Origin of the sequence: Streptomyces sp. NPDC058295 (assembly GCF_042880655.1) — a bacterium.
Lineage (GTDB): Bacteria > Actinomycetota > Actinomycetes > Streptomycetales > Streptomycetaceae > Streptomyces > Streptomyces coriariae.
On the sequence record NZ_JBHVYO010000013.1, the window covers coordinates 43,126 to 61,781 of the forward strand.

Genomic DNA, 18,656 nt, shown 5'->3' on the forward strand with positions numbered 1-18,656 from the left:
CCCCGGACCGCCCGACCCCTGACGGCCGGTCCGGCGGTCCGGACGAACGGCGAAGGGCCCACCCCCCGAAACCTCGGGGGGCGGGCCCTTCGCCGTCGGACGGTGGTCGGACAGGTTCGTCGGACGCGCTCGTCAGGCGGTTCGGAGGCTCAGGCCTCGAACACCTCACGCACCAGCTGCTCCTGTTCCGCCTGGTGCCGCTTGGCGGAACCGACCGCCGGGGACGAGCCGTGCGGACGCGAGATGCGGCGCAGGCGCTCGCCGTGCGGCACGTCCGCGCCGACCGCGAGGTCCAGGTGGTCGATCAGGTTCAGGGCGATGAACGGCCAGGCGCCCTGGTTGGCCGGCTCCTCCTGGGTCCAGAGGTACTTCTCGGCGTTGGGGTACTTGTTGACCTCCGCCTGCACCTCGGCACCCGGCAGCGGGTACAGCCGCTCGAGGCGGATGATCGCCGTGTCCGTGACGCCGCGCTTCTGACGCTCGGCCTCCAGGTCGTAGTAGACCTTGCCGGCGCAGAAGACGACCTTCTTCACGGCCGCCGGGTCGGTGATCGTCGAGTCGCCGATGACCGGGCGGAACTGGCCGCTCGTGAACTCCTCCGCCTTCGACGCGGCGGCCTTGAGGCGCAGCATCGACTTCGGGGTGAAGACGACCAGCGGCTTGTGGTGCGGGTTGTGCACCTGCCACCGCAGGAGGTGGAAGTAGTTCGACGGGAGCGTGGGCATCGCGACCGTCATGTTGTTCTGGGCGCAGAGCTGGAGGAAGCGCTCGACCCGGGCCGAGGAGTGGTCCGGGCCCTGGCCCTCGTAGCCGTGGGGGAGGAGGAGCGTGACACCGCTCGTCTGACCCCACTTCTGCTCGGCCGCCGAGATGTACTCGTCGACCACGGTCTGCGCGCCGTTGACGAAGTCGCCGAACTGCGCCTCCCACATCACGAGCGCGTCGGGACGGGCCAGCGAGTAGCCGTACTCGAAGCCCATCACCGCGTACTCGGAGAGGAGGGAGTTGTAGACGTTGTAGCGCGCCTGCTCGTCGTTGAGGTACTGGAGCGGGGTGTGCTCCTCGCCCGTCTCGCGGTCGATGAGCACCGCGTGGCGCTGGCCGAAGGTGCCGCGCTGCGAGTCCTGGCCGGACAGCCGGACCGGAGTGCCTTCCAGCAGCAACGAGCCGACGGCCAGCGTCTCGCCCATGCCCCAGTCGATCGTGCCGTCCTCGACCATCGTCGCCCGGCGCTGGAGCTGCGGCAGCAGACGCGGGTGGACGTGGAAGTAGTCCGGGATGTTGACCTGGGACTCGGCGATGCGCTTGACGACCTCCGCGGAGACGGCGGTGTTGACCGCCACGGGGAAGTTGTCCTGCGGCTCGTGGGCGTCGCCGGCGGCGGGCTGCGCGGTGGCCTCGCGGACCTCCGTGAAGACCTTCTCCAACTGGCCCTGGTAGTCCTGGAGCGCCTGCTCGGCCTCTTCCAGGGTGATGTCGCCGCGACCGATGAGGGACTCGGTGTACAGCTTGCGCACCGAGCGCTTCTTGTCGATCAGGTCGTACATCAGCGGCTGGGTGAAGGCCGGGTTGTCCGACTCGTTGTGACCGCGGCGGCGGTAGCAGATGAGGTCGATCACCACGTCCTTGTTGAACGCCTGACGGAACTCGAAGGCCAGCCGCGCGACGCGGACGACGGCCTCGGGGTCGTCGCCGTTCACGTGGAAGATCGGGGCCTCGATCATGCGCGCCACGTCCGTGGCGTACATCGACGAGCGCGAGGACTCCGGGGCGGCGGTGAAGCCGACCTGGTTGTTGATGACGATGTGGACCGTGCCGCCCGTGCGGTAACCGCGCAGCTGCGACATGTTCAGGGTCTCGGCCACCACGCCCTGGCCCGCGAAGGCGGCGTCACCGTGCAGGGCGACCGGCAGGACGGTGAAGTCCGTGCCGCCCTTGTTGATGATGTCCTGCTTGGCGCGGCTGATGCCCTCGATGATCGGGTCGACCGTCTCCAGGTGGGACGGGTTCGCGGCCAGCGAGACCTTGATCTGCTCGCCGTCCAGGCCCGTGAAGGTCCCCTCGGCGCCCAGGTGGTACTTCACGTCGCCGGAGCCGTGCATCGACTTCGGGTCGAGGTTGCCCTCGAACTCGCGGAAGATCTGCGCGTACGACTTGCCGACGATGTTGGCGAGGACGTTCAGCCGGCCGCGGTGGGCCATGCCGATGACGACCTCGTCCAGCCGCGACTCGGCCGCGCTGTCCAGCACCGCGTCGAGCAGCGGGATGACGGACTCGCCGCCCTCCAGGGAGAAGCGCTTCTGGCCGACGTACTTGGTCTGCAGGAAGGTCTCGAAGGCCTCCGCCGCGTTCAGCCGGCGCAGGATGCGCAGCTGCTCCTCGCGCTCCGGCTTGCTGTGCGCGCGCTCGATGCGGTCCTGGATCCAGCGGCGCTGCTTCGGGTCCTGGATGTGCATGAACTCGACGCCGGTGGTGCGGCAGTACGAGTCGCGCAGCACGCCCAGGATGTCGCGCAGCTTCATGAGGGACTTGCCCGCGAAGCCGCCGACCGCGAACTCGCGCTCGAGGTCCCACAGGGTGAGGCCGTGCTCGGTGATGTCCAGGTCGGGGTGCTTGCGCTGGCGGTACTCCAGCGGGTCGGTGTCGGCCATGACGTGGCCGCGGACCCGGTAGGAGTGGATCAGCTCGAAGACCCGGGCGGCCTTGGTGACGTCGTCGTCGTGGCTGGCGTCGATGTCCTTGAGCCAGCGGACCGGCTCGTAGGGGATGCGCAGCGCCTCGAAGATCTCGTCGTAGAAGCCGTTCTCCCCGAGGAGGGAGTTGGCGACGACGCGGAGGAACTCGCCGGAGGCGGCACCCTGGATGACCCGGTGGTCGTAGGTCGACGTGAGCGTCATGACCTTCGAGATGCCGAGCTTGTTCAGGGTGTCCTGGCTGGTGCCCTGGAACTCCGCCGGGTAGTCCATCGAGCCGACGCCCATGATGACCGACTGGCCGGGCATCAGACGCGGCACGGAGTGCACGGTGCCGAGACCGCCGGGGTTGGTCAGGGAGACCGTGACACCGGTGAAGTCGTCCATCGTCAGCTTGCCGTCGCGGGCGCGGCGGACGATGTCCTCGTAGGCCTGCCAGAACTCGAAGAAGTTCAGCGTCTCGGCCTTCTTGATGCCGGCCACGACGAGCTGGCGGTCGCCGTTCGGCTTCACCAGGTCGATGGCCAGGCCGAAGTTGACGTGCGGCGGCTTGACGAGGGTGGGCTTCCCGTCCTTCTCCGCGTAGTGCCAGTTCATCGACGGCATGGCCTTGATGGCCTGCACCATCGCGAAGCCGATCAGGTGCGTGAAGGAGATCTTCCCGCCCCGGGCCCGCTTGAGGTGGTTGTTGATGACGATGCGGTTGTCGAACAGCAGCTTCACCGGGACCGCGCGCACGGACGTGGCCGTGGGCAGCTCCAGCGAGGCGTTCATGTTCTTGGCGACCGCGGCGGCGGGGCCGCGCAGCGTCACGAATTCCGGACCCTGCGCCGGCGCGGCCGAGGCCGCGGCGGGCGCGGGCTTCGCGGCGGCCGGCTTGGCGGCCGGGGCCGCCTTCACCGGAGCCGGAGCGGCGGCAGGTGCGGCGGCCGCGGGCTTCGGGGCGGCGGCCGGCGCGGGAGCCTGCGCGGGTGCCGGAGCAGCGGGCGCCGCCTGGGCCGGAGCGGCCGGTGCGGCGGGCGCAGGGGGCGTGGTGGTCGCTGCGGCCCCCGCGGCCGCAGTACCCGCCGGAGCCGAGGGAGTGGCGGCCCCCGGCTTGTAGTCGGCGAAGAAGTCCCACCAGGCACGGTCTACCGAGTTCGGGTCCTGGAGGTACTGCTGATAGATCTCATCGACGAGCCACTCGTTCGGCCCGAACGCGGCAGCGGGATTCTTGCCCGCTTGGTCTGCGTCGGTCGAGATGCTCGATGCGTTACTGGGGGACTGTGGCGACACGGCGGCAACCGCCCTCTTCCGCTTCACAAGGTGATGGACAGCGGGAATAAAGGCTACGCCCCCTGGAGGGGGAAGGTCAGGCCGGGCCGGTGCATCGTCGCGTAAGTCACATCGGAAAGCGCGTTTCGCGGCTGTAAATGGCGGGAAACAAGCGCGGTTGCGCGTCAAAAGGGGTGCGCTGATGCAGGTCGCGCACGCTGAGCGTGCGGACCCGTGCCGACCTGGGACGGTCCGCTGCCTGATCACACGTGTCCGGCTGCGCGAACGCCGGTGGATCTTGTGGCTCCGCTTCGAACTTTACGTCAACTTGGGACGGAAAACTCTCCCGGAAGAGTGACAAGAATCCGGCAGCCCCGCTCGGATTCGGCCACTCCGATCCGGCCGCCGTGAAGATCGACCGCCCAGCGGGCGATCGCCAGCCCCAGCCCCGTGCCGCCGTCGCTGCCCGGTCCGTGCGGACGGCGGACGGCTCCCCGGTTGAACCGCTCGAACACCCGGCGCCACTCCGAGCGCGGAATGCCGGGTCCCTCGTCCAGGACCTCGAGCTCCAGCGACTCCGGCAGCGGCCCGCGCCGCGCCTTCACCGTCACCCGTCCGTGCGGCGGGCTGTGCTTGACCGCGTTGTCGATCAGGTTCGCGACGACCTGGTGGATCCGCTCCGGGTCCGCGTGCGCGGTCAGCTCCGGCGGGGACACGTCGAGGTGCAGATGGACGTCGGTGCGCGTGTGGTTGCCGCCCGAGCCCATCGTGGCCCGCGCCGAGGCGACCATGTTGGCCTCCTTCAGCACCCCGGACAGGTACGGCCACACCTCGAAGCGCCGCTTGCGCAGCGGGACGACGCCGTTGTCGAGGCGGGACAGGTCCAGCAGCGTCTCCACCAGCCGCCCGAGCCGCTCCGTCTGCTTCAGGGCGGTGCGCATCGTCTCGGGGTCCGCCTCGGCGATGCCGTCGACCACGTTCTCCAGGACGGCGCGCAGGCCGGCGATGGGCGTGCGCAGCTCGTGCGAGACGTTGGCCACCAGCTCCTTGCGCTGCCGGTCCTGCGCCTCCAGCTCGTCCGCCATGACGTTGATCGTCTGGGCCAGGTCGCCCAGCTCGTCGCGGCGGTTCTCGCTCACCCGGCGGGTGTAGTCGCCGTGCGAGATGGACCGGGCCACCGTGTTCATCTCGTCCAGCGGCGCGGTGAGCGAATGCGCCACGAACTGCGTGATCAGCAATGTGGCGATCATCGAGAAGACCGTGATGAAGCGCAGCTCCGTCTTGGTGTGCACCGCGATGACCGACAGGCCGGTGGTGATCAGCACCGAGACGACGACCAGCGCACCCAGCTTGGTCTTGATCGAGAACGGCCGTACCCGGCCCCAGGGCTCCCCGGGGCTTCTCGGCCCGTCCGGCCCGGAACTCATGGCGTCGGGGTCTCCAGCGCGTAGCCCACGCCGTGCACCGTGCGGATCCGCTCCGCGCCGATCTTCCGCCGCAGCGCCTTGATGTGGCTGTCGACGGTACGGGTGCCGGAGGCGTCCGCCCAGTCCCAGACCTCCGCGAGGAGCTGCTCACGGGAGAGCACCGCGCGCGGGGTGTTCGCCAGGCAGACCAGCAGGTCGAACTCGGTGGGCGTGAGATGCACGTCCTCCGAGCGCACCCGCACCCGGCGCTGCGCGTGGTCGATCTCCAGCTCGCCGAGCCGCAGGATCCCGCTGCGCGGAGTCGTCGCCGCGATCGCGGCCCGCTCCACCCGGCGCAGCAGCACATGCACGCGTGCCGCCAGCTCCCGCATCGAGAACGGCTTGGTCATGTAGTCGTCGGCGCCCACGCCGAGCCCGACCAGCATGTCGGTCTCGTCGTCGCGCGCGGTGAGCATCATGACCGGCACCGGACGGGAGGCCTGCACACGACGGCAGACCTCCAGACCGTCGAAGCCGGGCAGCATGATGTCGAGGATCAGCAGGTCGGGCTGCCAGGCCTCTGCCGTGTCGACGGCCGCCGGGCCGTCGCCCGCCGTTTGCACGAGGAATCCCTCGGCGCGCAGGCGGGCCGCGATGGCGTCGACGATCGTCGGGTCGTCCTCGACCACCAAAACGCGCCGCTGCGCGCCCGGCGTCGCCGTCGCCGTGCTGTTGTGTGCGGTGTGTGTCTGCTCCATCGCCCGCCCCTGAGTGTGCTTTCCGGAACCAGTGGGGTGATCCCATGTCTGCGCATGACTGCGGTTGACGCGTAAATGATCGGCGTCAGGGGTGCAGCGTACGGGGAGTCACCACGGCTTTGCTATCCAGGTCGGACGGCGAGATGTACGACGTCCGGCACTCCCCGGGCAACCGGGATCTCTTCGGTACGCACCTGTTGGAACCCGGCATTCCTCATGGTTCCCTCGAATTCCGGAGAGGGTTGGGCCGACCACACGGCCAGTACCCCACCGGGTCTCAACACCCGTGCGCAGCTTGCGAGTCCGGTCGTGGAATAGAGGCTGTCGTTGCCCTCGGTGACGGTCCAGTCGGGCCCGTTGTCGATGTCGAGGCATACCGCGTCGAACGTGTCGCATGTCTCATTGACGTAGTCGAGCAGATCCGCTTCGACGATCTTCGACCGGGGATCGGCGAGCGCGTCCCCGGACAGGGCGGCCAGCGGGCCGTCCAGATGCCAGTCGATGACGGCGCGCTCGCGCTCCACGACCGTGACGGCGCCCCAGCGGGGATCGGCGGCGGCATGCGCGAGGGAGAAGCCGACGCCGAGGCCGCCGATGAGCAGATCGGGCGACGGGCGGCCGTCCAGCGCGGCCAGCGCGGCGTCGATCAGGAGCCGCTCCGAGCGGCCGTCCGAGGTGTCCATCAGGAAGCAGCCGTTGGCGATGATCTGGAGCAACTCGCCGTGCCGGCGCAGGACGACCTCACCGTAGGGGCCCTCGCGACGGTCCAGCACCTCGGGCGCGTCGGGGATGTCGTACGGGATGGGCATCGGCCCATCCTCGCACTTCCCTGACGGTTTGTTGAGGGATTTCCGTGGGCGGGGGATGAGGTTGACGTACGGCCGTTCGGGACGGGTTCGCAGTGGCTTCGGGGCGGCTTCGGGGAAGCGTGGGAACCGGCTGGGGAAAGTTTCGGGGAAGCGTGGGAACCGGCTGGGGAAAGTCTCGGAGCTTGCTGTGAATCGGCTCGGGCGTGGTGTCGGTCACAGACAGCGGACCGGCGCGGCACGAAAGGTGGGGTGGAACGGAAGGAGCGCCGCACGGTGGAACGCACGGCCGCACCCACGAGCCCGCCGCCGCCCGACGTCCGCGGGTTGCTGGACGGCATCCCCGGCCAGCGCACGCCGCCCCGCGCCGAGCCGCCCTCAGAGCCGCCCGCCGAGGCGGCCCCCCGCCGCCGGTACCGGGTCCCCGTTCCCTTCACCCTCTCGTACGCGGCCGTCCTCGCCGTCACCTCCTTTCTCACCGCGCACGTCGGCCCCACCCTCGTGCACGCCCTGCACCAGGGCTCCAGCACCGATGTCGCGCATCTGGTGCGGACACCCGTGCTGGTGCTGGTGGCCAGCGCGCTCTGGGTGGCGGGCGGCTTCGCCTCCCCCTTCACGCTCGGCTTCCTGGCCGTCCTGACGACGCTGGAGCGACGCGTAGGCGGCGTCCGTACGGCCGTCGTCTTCCTGCTCGGGCATGTCCTGGCCACCCTCGCGACCGAGGTGCCGGTGGGCCTGGCCGTGCTGGTGGGACGGCTGCCCGACAGTTCGCTGCACCGCCTGGACTACGGCATCAGCTTCGGGGTCGCCGCGAGTGTGGGCGCCCTGGCGGGTCTGCTCGGGCCGCGGCTGCGCTGGCCGCTGCTCGCCGCCTTCGGCGGGATGCTGCTCCAGGACCTGATCGCCTTCACCGACCCGATGACGAACTGGGGACACCTGATCGCGCTGGCGATAGGCGTCGGCACCTGGCCGTGGCTCCGGCGCCTGCCGCGGGCCCGGCCGCTTCCCGGCGCGGATCTTCGGCCCGGCCGCTGACCGTCGGCCCGGCCGTCGCGGGTCGCCCCGGTCGCGGGTAGGTGCCGGGTCTCTCCCGGTCAGTCGTCGTACTGGACCGTGCCGTCCGTGTGCAGGGTCGGGTGGAGCTTCATGGGGCCGTACTCGTCGAGGTCCGACGGGCGGGGCGGCTCGGGGCCGTCGGGCCCGAGGCGGACCATCCGCTCGACGCGGCAGATCCGGAACAGGCGGTCCTCCACGCTCGCCTCGTCGGCCCGGCCGGCCGCCCGGAACGCCTCCGCGGCCCGCGCGTACAGGGCCTTCTTGTGCTCGTCGAAGCGGTAGAGCATCGACCAGACGCGGGCCATCCCCTCGTACAGCGAGCGGCGCGCCTCGTGCGGGGTCGCCGCCAGGGACCCGCACGGGGTCCAGCCGGACCCGTCGCGTTCGGCCACCGAGAAGCCGACCGGCAGCCGCACCACGTCCGGGTGCGTCCGGGCCGCCCACTCGGAGTCCGCGCGCACGTCGGGAGGGAAGCGGTCACCCGTGTACGTGAAGTCGCGCAGGCCCAGCCGGAGGGCGCCCGCCATCGGGCCCTCGTCCCGGTCGGGGTCCAGGACGTACCCCACGTCCGGCGACGGGGCGGTTCCCGGGTCCTCCCACGACGGGTTCACGGGCTCGAGGTCGGTGGGCCGGGGCGGCTCCAGACCGTCGTCGCCGGTCCGGGCGAACTCGTCGCCGCGCACCACCCGGTAGCGCACGCCCAGCGCCTCCACCTCGTCGGCCGGGGCCCGCTCCAGCACGGCCACGGCCGCCAGCAGCTCGCGCCGGGCGGCCGGGTCGTCGGTGCCGTCCTTCGCCTTGAACCACAGGTGCGAGTTGAGCCCGTCCCGGGCCTGCTGGGGCATGCCGTCCACCACCGGCTTCAGCAGCCGCCAGGTCGGCGCGGCGGCCGTCCGGTCCCGTGCGGCGACACCGAAGACGGGTCCGCGCAGCGCGATGTGCGGATAGCGGCGCGAAGCCTCGACGGCGTCCGCCTCCGTCACCCAGGCGACGGGGTCGTCACGGCGGACCAGGTCGGCGTGGAGGGCGTCGAGACGTCGCTTCCAGTCATCGGTCATACGCGCATTGTGGTCGGGTCGGCGGGCGACTTCGGGGTGAATGCCGGAAGTGGGCGGGGTACGGGGAGGGGGCGCGAGGGGCGCGCCCCGTCGTGCGGCGGCGAAGGGTGCGCCCTCCCGGCCGCCGGACGTCACCCTCGTGCGTCTCCCGTGAACTTCGCGCTGGTCAGCGATGACTCGACGCGCCAGCCCAGCGACTCGTACAGTGCCCGCCCTTCCGGTGTGGCGCCCAGTACCCCGGTCCGGGCGCCCTGCGCGAGCGCCGCGTGGTGCAGGGTCCGCATGACGAGGGCGCCGAGCCCGCGGCGGCGGTGGCCGGGGGAGGTCTCGATCTGGTCGACGACCGCCGTGCCCCCGGTCGGGGCGATCTGCCCGCGCGCGGCCAGGGAGCCGTCCGGGGCGACGATCATGGTGCGGGTCACGCCGCCGCGCGACCAGGTGCGGGTCCGGTAACCGTCGGGCGCGGAACCCGGCGGGACGTCGGGGAGCGGGGCCGTCATCAGGAAGCCGGGCTCGGGGTCGATCCACCAGCCGGGCCCCAGCCAGGGCCCGACCACCGCGGGGTCGGCGAACACCTTCAGCCACACGCCGGCCCCGGTCACCGCGCCCGCCACCCTCCGGACGGCCGGCTCCGACACCGCGCTGTCCGTCGCGCCGAACACGTGCCGGGTGACGTGCTGGATTCCCGTTCCCACGTCGACGGTCCAGCCCCACGGCTCGGCCACGGGCGGAGCCGCCCCGCGCGACACGACCCACCCGTCCACCCATGCCTGGACAAAACGATCCACGGGACCCCCCGAGAGCGGCTCGGTAAGAGCCGTACAGCCTATTGAGCTATTACGTCCGACCGTAAGGGCGAAGTCGTCGGCCGGACCAGTCGTGATCGCCCACAGCGAACGGGTCGCCTCCTGGGGAACATTCGGAGACTCACCTGCATTGAGTCGGCATAGCTCAACTTGACTGCCTAAGGGGAGATCATGGCATCGACGTCCACACCGCTCACCCTGCCCGTGCTGCCTCTCGACGACGAGGTCGTGCTCCCCGGCATGGTGGTTCCGCTGGACCTCAACGACACCGACGTACGTGCGGCGGTGGAGGCGGCCCAGGCCGCCGCCCGTTCAACACCCGGGAAGCCCCAGGTACTCCTGGTCCCGCGCATCGACGGGACCTACGCGAGCACCGGTGTGCTCGGCACCGTCGAGCAGGTCGGCCGGCTGGCCGACGGCGACCCGGGCGCGCTGATCCGCGGCCGCGGCCGCGTGCAGATCGGCGCCGGCACCACCGGACCCGGCGCGGCGCTCTGGGTCGAGGGGACGAAGGTCGACCAGACCGTCCCCGAGCCGCTGCCCGGTCACGTCGCCGAACTGGTCAAGGAGTACAAGGCGCTCGCCACCGCCTGGCTGCGCAAGCGCGCCGCCTGGCAGGTCGTCGACCGCGTCCAGGCCATCGACGACGTCTCCGCGCTCGCCGACAACTCCGGCTACTCGCCGTTCCTGACCGCCGAACAGAAGGTGGAGCTGCTGGAGACCGCCGACCCGGTGGCCCGCCTGAAGCTCGCCACCCAGCAGCTGCGCGACCACCTCGCCGAGCAGGACGTCGCCGAGACCATCGCCAAGGACGTCCAGGAGGGCGTCGACAAGCAGCAGCGCGAGTTCCTGCTGCGGCGCCAGCTCGAGGCCGTGCGCAAGGAGCTGCGCGAACTCAACGGCGAACAGGAGGGCGAGGAGTCCGACGACTACCGCGCCCGCGTCGAGGCCGCCGACCTGCCCGAGAAGGTCCGCGAGGCGGCCCTCAAGGAGGTCGACAAGCTGGAGCGGTCCAGCGACCAGTCGCCCGAGGGCTCCTGGATCCGCACCTGGCTGGACACCGTCCTCGAACTGCCGTGGAACGAACGCACCGAGGACCGGTACGACATCCAGGGCGCCCGCGCCGTCCTCGACGCCGAGCACGCCGGCCTGGACGACGTGAAGGAGCGGATCACCGAGTACCTCGCGGTGCGCAAGCGGCGCGGCGAGCGCGGCCTGGGTGTCGTGGGCGGGCGGCGCGGCGGTGCCGTGCTCGCGCTCGTCGGCCCGCCCGGCGTCGGCAAGACCAGCCTCGGCGAGTCCGTCGCGCACGCCATGGGCCGCAAGTTCGTCCGCGTCGCCCTCGGCGGCGTCCGCGACGAGGCCGAGATCCGCGGCCACCGTCGTACCTACGTCGGCGCGCTGCCCGGCCGCATCGTGCGGGCGATCAAGGAGGCCGGGTCGCTGAACCCGGTGGTGCTCCTCGACGAGATCGACAAGGTGGGATCCGACTTCCGGGGCGACCCGGCGGCCGCCCTGCTGGAGGTCCTGGACCCGGCGCAGAACCACACGTTCCGCGACCACTACCTGGAGGTCGAGCTCGACCTGTCGGACGTGGTCTTCCTCGCCACCGCCAACGTGCTCGAAGCCATCCCGGAGGCCCTGCTCGACCGTATGGAGCTGGTCCGCCTCGACGGCTACACCGAGGACGAGAAGGTCGTCATCGCCCGCGACCACCTGCTCCCGCGCCAGCTGGAGCGGGCGGGCCTGGACAAGGACGAGGTGGCCCTCGACGAGAGTGCCCTGCGCAAGCTCGCCGGCGAGTACACCCGCGAGGCGGGGGTGCGCACCCTGGAGCGGTCCATCGCGCGGCTGCTGCGCAAGGTCGCGGCCCAGCACGAACTGGGCGAGCGGAAGCTGCCGTTCACCATCGCGGACGAGGATCTGCGCGCGCTGATCGGGCGGCCGCACCACGTGCCCGAGTCCGCCCAGGACCCGGCCGAGCGCCGGACCGCCGTGCCCGGTGTCGCGACCGGTCTCGCGGTCACCGGGGCCGGCGGTGACGTCCTCTTCGTCGAGGCGTCGCTGGCCGACCCGGAGACGGGCGCGGCGGGCCTGACCCTGACCGGTCAGCTCGGCGACGTGATGAAGGAGTCGGCGCAGATCGCCCTCAGCTTCCTGCGCAGCCACGGCGCCGAACTGGAGCTGCCGGTGGGCGACCTGAAGGACCGGGGCGTGCACATCCACTTCCCGGCGGGCGCGGTCCCGAAGGACGGCCCGAGCGCGGGCGTCACGATGACGACGGCCCTCGCCTCCCTGCTGTCCGGCCGGCTCGTCCGCACGGACGTGGCGATGACCGGCGAGGTCTCCCTGACCGGCCGGGTCCTGCCGATCGGCGGCGTGAAGCAGAAGCTGCTCGCCGCGCACCGGGCGGGCGTCACCACCGTCGTCATCCCCAAGCGCAACGAGCCCGACCTGGACGACGTCCCGGCGGAGGTGCTGGACAAGCTCGACGTCCACGCCGTCACCGACGTCCGCCAGGTCCTGGAACTGGCGCTCGCGCCCGCCACGAACGGCGCGACGCCGGAGGTTCCGGTCGCGGCGTGACGGACGCGACCGGAAAGGGCAGGGCCCGGGTCCCGTGAGGGAGACCCGGGCCCTGCCCGGTTCCGCCGCGGACCCGCGTCGGCGGCCTGGGAAGCGCCGCCGGTCCCCGCCTGCGAAATACTTAAGAGCTGCGCCGATGGCGGCGACCGGCGAGATCAGGGGTGCTGACGTGCACGAGGACATCAACGGCGACGGACGCGACAGCGGGTCCGACACGTCGTCGCGCGGTGTGGAGCAGGGCGACCGGGAGTTCCTGTCCCTGGAACGGGAACTCACGGTGCTGCTGCGCCGCGCCCGCGCCAACCAGGGGGAGATGGCCCGTGAGGTCCACCCGGACCTGGAGTCCGCCGCCTACGGGCTCCTCGTCCGGCTGGAGGAGTGCGGCCGCCAGCGCGCCACGGAACTCGCCGGGTACATCGGCGTAGGCAAGGCCACCATGTCCCGCCAGCTGCGCGCCCTGGAGCAACTCGGGCTGGTCGCCCGCGAGCCGGACCCGGCGGACGGCCGCGCCTGGCTCGTCGACCTCACCGAGGAGGGCCGCACCCGGGTGCGGCGGGTCCGCGAGGCCCGCCGCGAGCGGTATGTCACCCACTTCTCCGACTGGGACCGCAGAGAGGTCTCGGAGCTGGCCCGGCTGCTCCACCAGCTGAACCGGGGGATGGAGAAGTAGCGCCGGGGACGCGGCGGGGCCGTCAGAGCTCCACGCACACCACCGTCGCGTCGTCGTGCGTCTTCGCCCGGCCCAGCAGCGCCCGGCCGGCGGCGTCGTCCGCCCGCTCCAGCGCCCGGACCCGCTCCACCAATGCCCCAGCGCCCTCCTCGCGGACGAGGGTGAACAGGTCCGTCCAGTCGCCCTCCCGGAAGAGCTCCGCCCAGCGGGTGGCCCCGTCCGACAGCGCGGCCAGCGAGCGGACCTCCGCGCGCGGCACGCTCGCGGTGACCGCGCGGGCGGCCACCCCGGGGTCGGCCGCGGCCGTGAAGAACCCGCCCTCCTTGTTGCGGAGCGTGCCGTCGACGACCTCGGCGCTCCGCAGCAGGGCGCGCGGCAGGCGGGCCAGCCGGTCGTCGCGGACCGGGGTGACCGTGCCGTCCGGGGCGGTCAGCAGCAGCGTCGCGTCGCACAGGACCAGGTACTCGACGGTCAGAGGCGACCAACGCGCGAGGACCACGGTGGCCTGCGGGGTACGTGGGTGAGAAAGGTCACAGGTATCCCCATGGGCCTCGGCGGTGCGCGCGATGGCCAGGGCGAGCGCCTCGGCCAGGGGAACATCCGGGAGTGAAACGGTCAGTTCGGTCAGGGCGCCGCCGAGTCGCGCCGTGAACCAGGGGACCGAATGCAGACAGCCGGCGCCGCCCGGGGGCGGTGTCACCCCGTCCAGCAGGACGAGCGAACCGCCCTGTCCGGAGGCGGGAAGTCCGACACTCGCGAAGTCCTCGTTGGGGCGGGCCCGGTCGCCGGCCTCCGACACAAGTTCCGTACGCATCCGGACAGTCTGCACGACCCCTTCACAGCCTTCGCGAAAGGCTGGCATCACTCCCCGAACTTACGTACCGCCGCAGGTCAGACGCCTGGTTTGGGTAGGAATAAAGCACTCCGGGAACACGTGGCGGCGAATACTGTCAAAGCCCGCCGCCCACGTCCAACCGGCCTGCCGCGCAAGGCCGCTGCACACGCCAGAGGAACTTGCCCGCCAACTCTCTCCCGATGTTCACTCCTTCGGGTGGCGGGGCAAGCGATGCGAGGCCCCTGCCCACCGGCACTGGGAGGGTCGGAAACCGTACCGGACGTGCGCGTCAGTTGACGGGGCGTCACATCCGGCCCATGGCACACGAGTCAGGAATGCGAGCACCGGTGCAGAAGACGCGGCCTCGGCGTACAGGCAGGCAGACGGCCTCCGAGGGGGGCGCGGAGCGCACCCCTGTCGGCAAGGGCCGTCCCACCCATGTACGCAACCGGCTGATCGTCGCGGTGGCCGTCGTGGCCGCCGCCGTCGCCGGGGCGGGCGCCCCCTCGATCCTCGCCGCCTCCGGGCAGCTGAAGGACTCCCAGGACCTGGTCACCCTGGCCGAACAGACCCAGGACGCCCTCGCTCTCGCCCAGTCCCTGGCGGACGAGCGCGACGAGGTCACCACCTACGTGGCGGCCGGCCGGGTGAAGTCCAAGGCGCCCTCCGCCCAGGGCAGCGCCCGGGTGGACCGGCAGGCGGGCGAGCTGACCGCCGAGACGGACGTCTCCGCGGCGCTGCGCGAGGCCCTCGCCTCCGTGCCGTCCGTGCGCCAGTCGGCCCTCACCGGCAAGAGCACCGCGCTCCAGGCGCACGAGGCGTACTCCCGGGCCATCGCCGCCCTCCATGTGCTCGTCGACCGGCTCGCGGAGGAGATGCCGCCCCGCGCGGGCTCCGGCGCGTACGCCCTCGCCGAGCTCGACACCGTCGTCCAGCAGGCCTCCGCGACCCGGGGGCTGCTGCTCGCGGCGCTGAACGTGCCGACCAGCACCGAGACCGCATACGACCCCGTCACCGGCCGGTCGGTCACCGAGAAGGTCTCCTCGGACGCCGACACCAAGCAGCGCGACGCGCTCACCGCCGCCGCGCAGCAGGCCCGGCTGCGTTCCGACGCGGCCCTCGCCGACTTCCGGGAGGGCGCGCCGCAGGAGGCGGTGGCCTCGTACGACTCCACGGTCACCGGCGGTGACGTCGACGCCGCAGAGGCCTATCTCGCCGCCCTCACCGACCAGCCGAAGCTGAGCGACGGCGAACTCGACACCAGCGTCAAGAAGCTCGACGCCGCGCTCTCCGCCCGGGTCGACCTGATGCGCGGGGTCGAGTCCTCGCTGTACGGCCACCGCGCCGAGGACCTGGCCCGGTGGCGGGACGACGACGTCACCGACCTGGAGCTGCGCGTCACCCTCCTCGGGGCCCTGATGCTGCTGACGGTCATCGTCGCCACGGGCATGGCACGCAGCCTCACCCGCCCGCTGTCCGTGCTGCGCCGGGGATCGGCGCGACTGGCGGGGGCCGAGCACCCGGCGGCGGAGGAACCGGTCCGGTTCACCGGCCGCAACGACGAGTTCGCCCAGGTCGTCCGCTCCGTCAACGCCCTGCACGAGCACGCCGTGGCGCTCCACGAGCGCGTCGGCACCCTGGAGTCCGATCGCAAGCACCTCGTCGGGCAGCGCCAGCGGATGGCCGACGCCCGCGAGGAACTGCGCACCGAACTCGCCGACTCCGCCGCCCAGTTGGACGGCCTTCGGGAGAGCATCGGCGGCACCTTCGTCAACCTCGCCCTGCGCACCCTGGGCCTCGTCGAACGCCAACTGGCCGTCATCGAGGGGCTGGAGGAGCGCGAGCAGGATCCCGACCGACTGGCGACGCTCTTCAAGCTCGACCACTTCGCCACGGTCATGCGCCGCCACAGCGAGAACCTGCTGGTCCTGGCCGGTACGGAACACGTCCAGCAGCACGCGGGCCCGATCCCGCTGGTGGACGTGGTCCGCGCGGCGGTCAGCGAGATCGAGCGGTACGAGCGGGTACGCATCTCCGCGCTCCCGCCGCACGCGCACGTGGCGGGATTCGCCGCGGACGACCTCTCCCACCTGCTGGCCGAACTCCTGGAGAACGCCACCTCGTTCTCCCCGCCGGACCTGCCCGTCGAGGTCTCCGGCTGGCTCCTGGAGAACGGCGAGGTCATGCTCTCCGTCCAGGACGAGGGCATCGGCATGGCCGAGGACCGGATGAGCCGGCTCAACGCCCGCCTCGCCGAGTTCGACCCCGAGACGCCGTACGACCAGGAGGGCGAGGAGGGTCTCGGCCTCGGCCTCTACGTGGTGGCCCGGCTCGCCCACCGGCACGGGGCGCGGGTGCGGCTGCGCGAGCAGAAGCAGGGCGGGGTGGCGGCGGTCGTCGTCCTGCCGACCGCGCTGCTCGCCGCGGCCCCGGCCGCCGCGATCCCGGTGACGAACCCGGCGGCCACCCCCCAGTCCTTCTCGCTGCCCGGTGCGGACGCGGAAGCCAACTCCAATGTCCTGCCGGGCCGCAAGAAGCCCGCCGACCCGCTGGTCGCGCTCGCGGAGAGGGCGGTACGACAGGCGGAGACCCCGGCCGGGGCGCCCGCGCCGGCTCCGGCACACCTCCCGGCCGAGACACCGGCCGAGACGACGATGGAACTGCTGCTGCCGAGCCCGCAGGGCGAGGACGGCCCGCAGGCCGAGGACGCGGGAGAGGCCGACGAGACGGGGGAGCAGGGCATCGCCGCCGTCATCGCCCCCGGCCCGACGACCGCCGACCGCGCGGACACCCCACCGGGCCCACCCGCACCCGACGAAGGACAGGCCGCGGGCGAGGCCGAGGCGGAACACACCCGTACCCCGGACGCCCCGGAAGAGCTCGTCACGGACAAGGGCCTCCCCAAGCGCACCCCCAAGATCACCGCACCCACCCAAGCCCCGCGCCAGCGGACCGGTTCCGTCGACGCGGACGCCCTCCGCCGCCGTCTGGGCGGATTCCGCCGGGGGGCGGAGGCCGGTTACCGCGACGTGGAAGCCGAAATCGCCGAACGGACGGGCCAGAACACTGCGCCGTCCCCCGAAGCAGCTCGAAAAACAACTCAAGAAGCACGCGCACACGCCGAAGAAAGCACGGGGGGCACAGTCGAGGAGGCAAGCAGTTGACCGCGCCCAGTACCTTCGGACTGAGCAGTGAAGCCCGAAACCTGCACTGGCTGTTGACCAACCTCGTGGAGGAAGTACCCGGCATCCAGTCCGTCGCCGTCGTCTCCTCTGACGGCCTGCTCCTGCTGTCCTCGGACCCGGGCCGCAACCTCGAGGCCCGCGAGGCCCGCGAGGCGAAACCCGCCGGCCCGCGCGGCTCCGCCGCCGACCTCGCCACCATCGTCTCCGGCATCGGCAGCCTCACCATCGGCGCCGCCAAGCTCATGGCGTTCGGCGGGGTCAGGCACACCATGGTCGCCATGGACGAGGGCAGCCTCTTCGTCATGTCGATCAGTGACGGCTCGCTCCTCGGCGTGCACGGCTCCGCCGACTGCGACATGAGCGTGGTGGCCTACCACATGGCTCTCTTCGTCGGCCGCGCCGGACACGTCCTGACCCCGGAACTGCGCAGTGAGCTACGGCAGTCACTGGAGTCCGAGGAGACGGGGGGCCTGCGATGAGCGCCATTCCGAAGCAGCCCCAGGGCGGTCGGCAGCAGCTCCCCGTGCGGGGCGGTGACCGCAAGCCGGCCCGGGTGCGCCCCTACTCGCTCACCGGCGGCCGGACCCGCTTCGGGCACGTCCTGCTGGTGGAGACCTTCGTGGCGGCCCTCGAAGCCCCCGAAGAACGCAAGGAACTGACGAACGGGTCCCTCAAGTCCACGGTCATGCCGGAGCTGCGGGCCATCGTCGAACTCTGCCGCCGTATGCGCACGGTGGCCGAGATCGCCGCGCTGCTGAAGATGCCGCTCGGTGTGGTCCGGGTGCTCCTCAGCGACCTCGCGGACCAGGGAAAGATCCGTGTGTACGGCACCGGTACCGCTCACGGTACGGGCCGTCCCGACCGCGCTCTGCTGGAAAGGGTGCTGAGTGGACTCCGTCGTCTCTGACGCCGCTCGTGGCGTCTCCCCCTTCGTCGCGCCCGAGCCCGACGAGCCCCTGCAGCCCTGGCAGACGGACCGTACCCGTGCCCCCATCGCCACGAAGATCGTGGTGGCGGGCGGTTTCGGCGTCGGCAAGACCACCCTGGTGGGCACCGTCTCGGAGATCGAGCCCCTCCAGACGGAGGCGCTGATGACCGAGGCCAGCGAGGGCACCGACGACCTCACCGGCACCCCGGAGAAGGTCACCACCACGGTCGCCATGGACTACGGCCGGCTCACCCTCGACGACGACCTGGTGCTCTACCTGTTCGGTACGCCGGGTCAGCAGCGGTTCTGGTTCATGTGGGACGACCTGGTGCGCGGCGCGATCGGCGCGGTCGTGCTGGCCGACACCCGCCGGCTGAAGGACTGCTTCCCCGCGCTGGACTACTTCGAGAGCTGCGGGCTGCCGTACGTCGTCGCCGTCAACCACTTCGACGACAGCGAGCTGTTCGAGCCCGTCGACGTGCGGGAGGCGCTGACGATCCCCTCGCACATACCTGTCATGATCATGGATGCGCGGCGCCGGATCTCGGTGATCGAGACCCTCCTGGCCCTGGTGGGCCACGCGCTCGACGAAACCCCCGAGTAAGGCCCTCAAGG

At 71.7% G+C, this 18,656-nt stretch carries 14 protein-coding genes; 7 read left to right on the plus strand and 7 right to left on the minus strand.

Features of this window, described 5'->3' with window-relative positions; all coding sequences use genetic code 11:
- Positions 1-149 precede the first annotated feature (149 nt).
- The 4 genes from ACFVYS_RS16060 to ACFVYS_RS16075 all read right to left on the minus strand — a co-directional run bounded on the left by ACFVYS_RS16060 (position 150) and on the right by ACFVYS_RS16075 (position 6,920).
- A complete protein-coding gene (locus tag ACFVYS_RS16060) occupies positions 150-3,968 on the minus strand; it encodes a multifunctional oxoglutarate decarboxylase/oxoglutarate dehydrogenase thiamine pyrophosphate-binding subunit/dihydrolipoyllysine-residue succinyltransferase subunit (RefSeq protein ID WP_389502491.1) in 3,819 nt (1,272 codons plus the stop codon).
- A gap of 302 nt (positions 3,969-4,270) precedes the next feature.
- Positions 4,271-5,374 (minus strand): ATP-binding protein, encoded by a 1,104-nt coding sequence (locus ACFVYS_RS16065; RefSeq protein WP_020130721.1) that lies wholly within the window; start codon positions 5,372-5,374, stop codon positions 4,271-4,273.
- Complete coding sequence (locus ACFVYS_RS16070) at positions 5,371-6,111, minus strand: response regulator transcription factor (protein ID WP_020130720.1); 741 nt, start codon at positions 6,109-6,111, stop codon at positions 5,371-5,373. Before ACFVYS_RS16070 ends, ACFVYS_RS16065 begins: the two co-directional genes overlap by 4 nt.
- A 122-nt stretch (positions 6,112-6,233) precedes the next feature.
- Entirely contained in the window at positions 6,234-6,920 is a 687-nt protein-coding gene (locus ACFVYS_RS16075) for a spermidine synthase (protein WP_389502493.1), read from the minus strand.
- Positions 6,921-7,193: 273 nt separating this feature from the next.
- Between ACFVYS_RS16075 and ACFVYS_RS16080 the strand changes: the two genes are divergently transcribed.
- Complete coding sequence (locus ACFVYS_RS16080) at positions 7,194-7,952, plus strand: rhomboid-like protein (protein WP_389502495.1); 759 nt, start codon at positions 7,194-7,196, stop codon at positions 7,950-7,952.
- 59 nt (positions 7,953-8,011) lie between these two features.
- Here ACFVYS_RS16080 and ACFVYS_RS16085 read toward each other — a convergent pair whose 3' ends face one another.
- Entirely contained in the window at positions 8,012-9,031 is a 1,020-nt protein-coding gene (locus ACFVYS_RS16085) for a DUF5954 family protein (RefSeq protein WP_389502497.1), read from the minus strand.
- 131 nt (positions 9,032-9,162) lie between these two features.
- Positions 9,163-9,819 (minus strand): GNAT family N-acetyltransferase, encoded by a 657-nt coding sequence (locus tag ACFVYS_RS16090; RefSeq protein WP_389502499.1) that lies wholly within the window; start codon positions 9,817-9,819, stop codon positions 9,163-9,165.
- Positions 9,820-10,008: 189 nt separating this feature from the next.
- On the opposite strand from ACFVYS_RS16090, the gene lon reads away from it, so the two are divergent.
- On the plus strand, positions 10,009-12,423 hold the full coding sequence (lon, locus tag ACFVYS_RS16095) for an endopeptidase La (RefSeq protein WP_389502501.1): 2,415 nt from the start codon (positions 10,009-10,011) through the stop codon (positions 12,421-12,423).
- Between the two features lie 169 nt (positions 12,424-12,592).
- Entirely contained in the window at positions 12,593-13,093 is a 501-nt protein-coding gene (locus tag ACFVYS_RS16100) for a MarR family winged helix-turn-helix transcriptional regulator (RefSeq protein WP_389502717.1), read from the plus strand.
- A gap of 22 nt (positions 13,094-13,115) precedes the next feature.
- Here the strand turns inward: ACFVYS_RS16100 and ACFVYS_RS16105 are convergent, their stop codons facing one another.
- A complete protein-coding gene (locus ACFVYS_RS16105) occupies positions 13,116-13,907 on the minus strand; it encodes a hypothetical protein (protein ID WP_389502503.1) in 792 nt (263 codons plus the stop codon).
- A gap of 368 nt (positions 13,908-14,275) precedes the next feature.
- Here ACFVYS_RS16105 and ACFVYS_RS16110 point away from each other — a divergent pair, with 368 nt between their 5' ends.
- From ACFVYS_RS16110 to ACFVYS_RS16125, 4 genes are read left to right on the plus strand one after another with little or no spacing between them, the layout of a single operon-like run.
- Entirely contained in the window at positions 14,276-17,092 is a 2,817-nt protein-coding gene (locus ACFVYS_RS16110; protein WP_389502504.1) for a nitrate- and nitrite sensing domain-containing protein, read from the plus strand.
- Positions 17,089-17,592, plus strand: a complete 504-nt coding sequence (locus ACFVYS_RS16115; RefSeq protein WP_389502506.1) for a roadblock/LC7 domain-containing protein — start codon at positions 17,089-17,091, stop codon at positions 17,590-17,592. Before ACFVYS_RS16110 ends, ACFVYS_RS16115 begins: the two co-directional genes overlap by 4 nt.
- Positions 17,589-18,020 (plus strand): DUF742 domain-containing protein, encoded by a 432-nt coding sequence (locus ACFVYS_RS16120; protein ID WP_389502508.1) that lies wholly within the window; start codon positions 17,589-17,591, stop codon positions 18,018-18,020. Before ACFVYS_RS16115 ends, ACFVYS_RS16120 begins: the two co-directional genes overlap by 4 nt.
- The gene (locus ACFVYS_RS16125) at positions 18,001-18,645 is read left to right on the plus strand and encodes an ATP/GTP-binding protein (protein WP_389502509.1); all 645 of its coding nucleotides are present in this window, start codon (positions 18,001-18,003) and stop codon (positions 18,643-18,645) included. Before ACFVYS_RS16120 ends, ACFVYS_RS16125 begins: the two co-directional genes overlap by 20 nt.
- Positions 18,646-18,656: the final 11 nt, after the last annotated feature.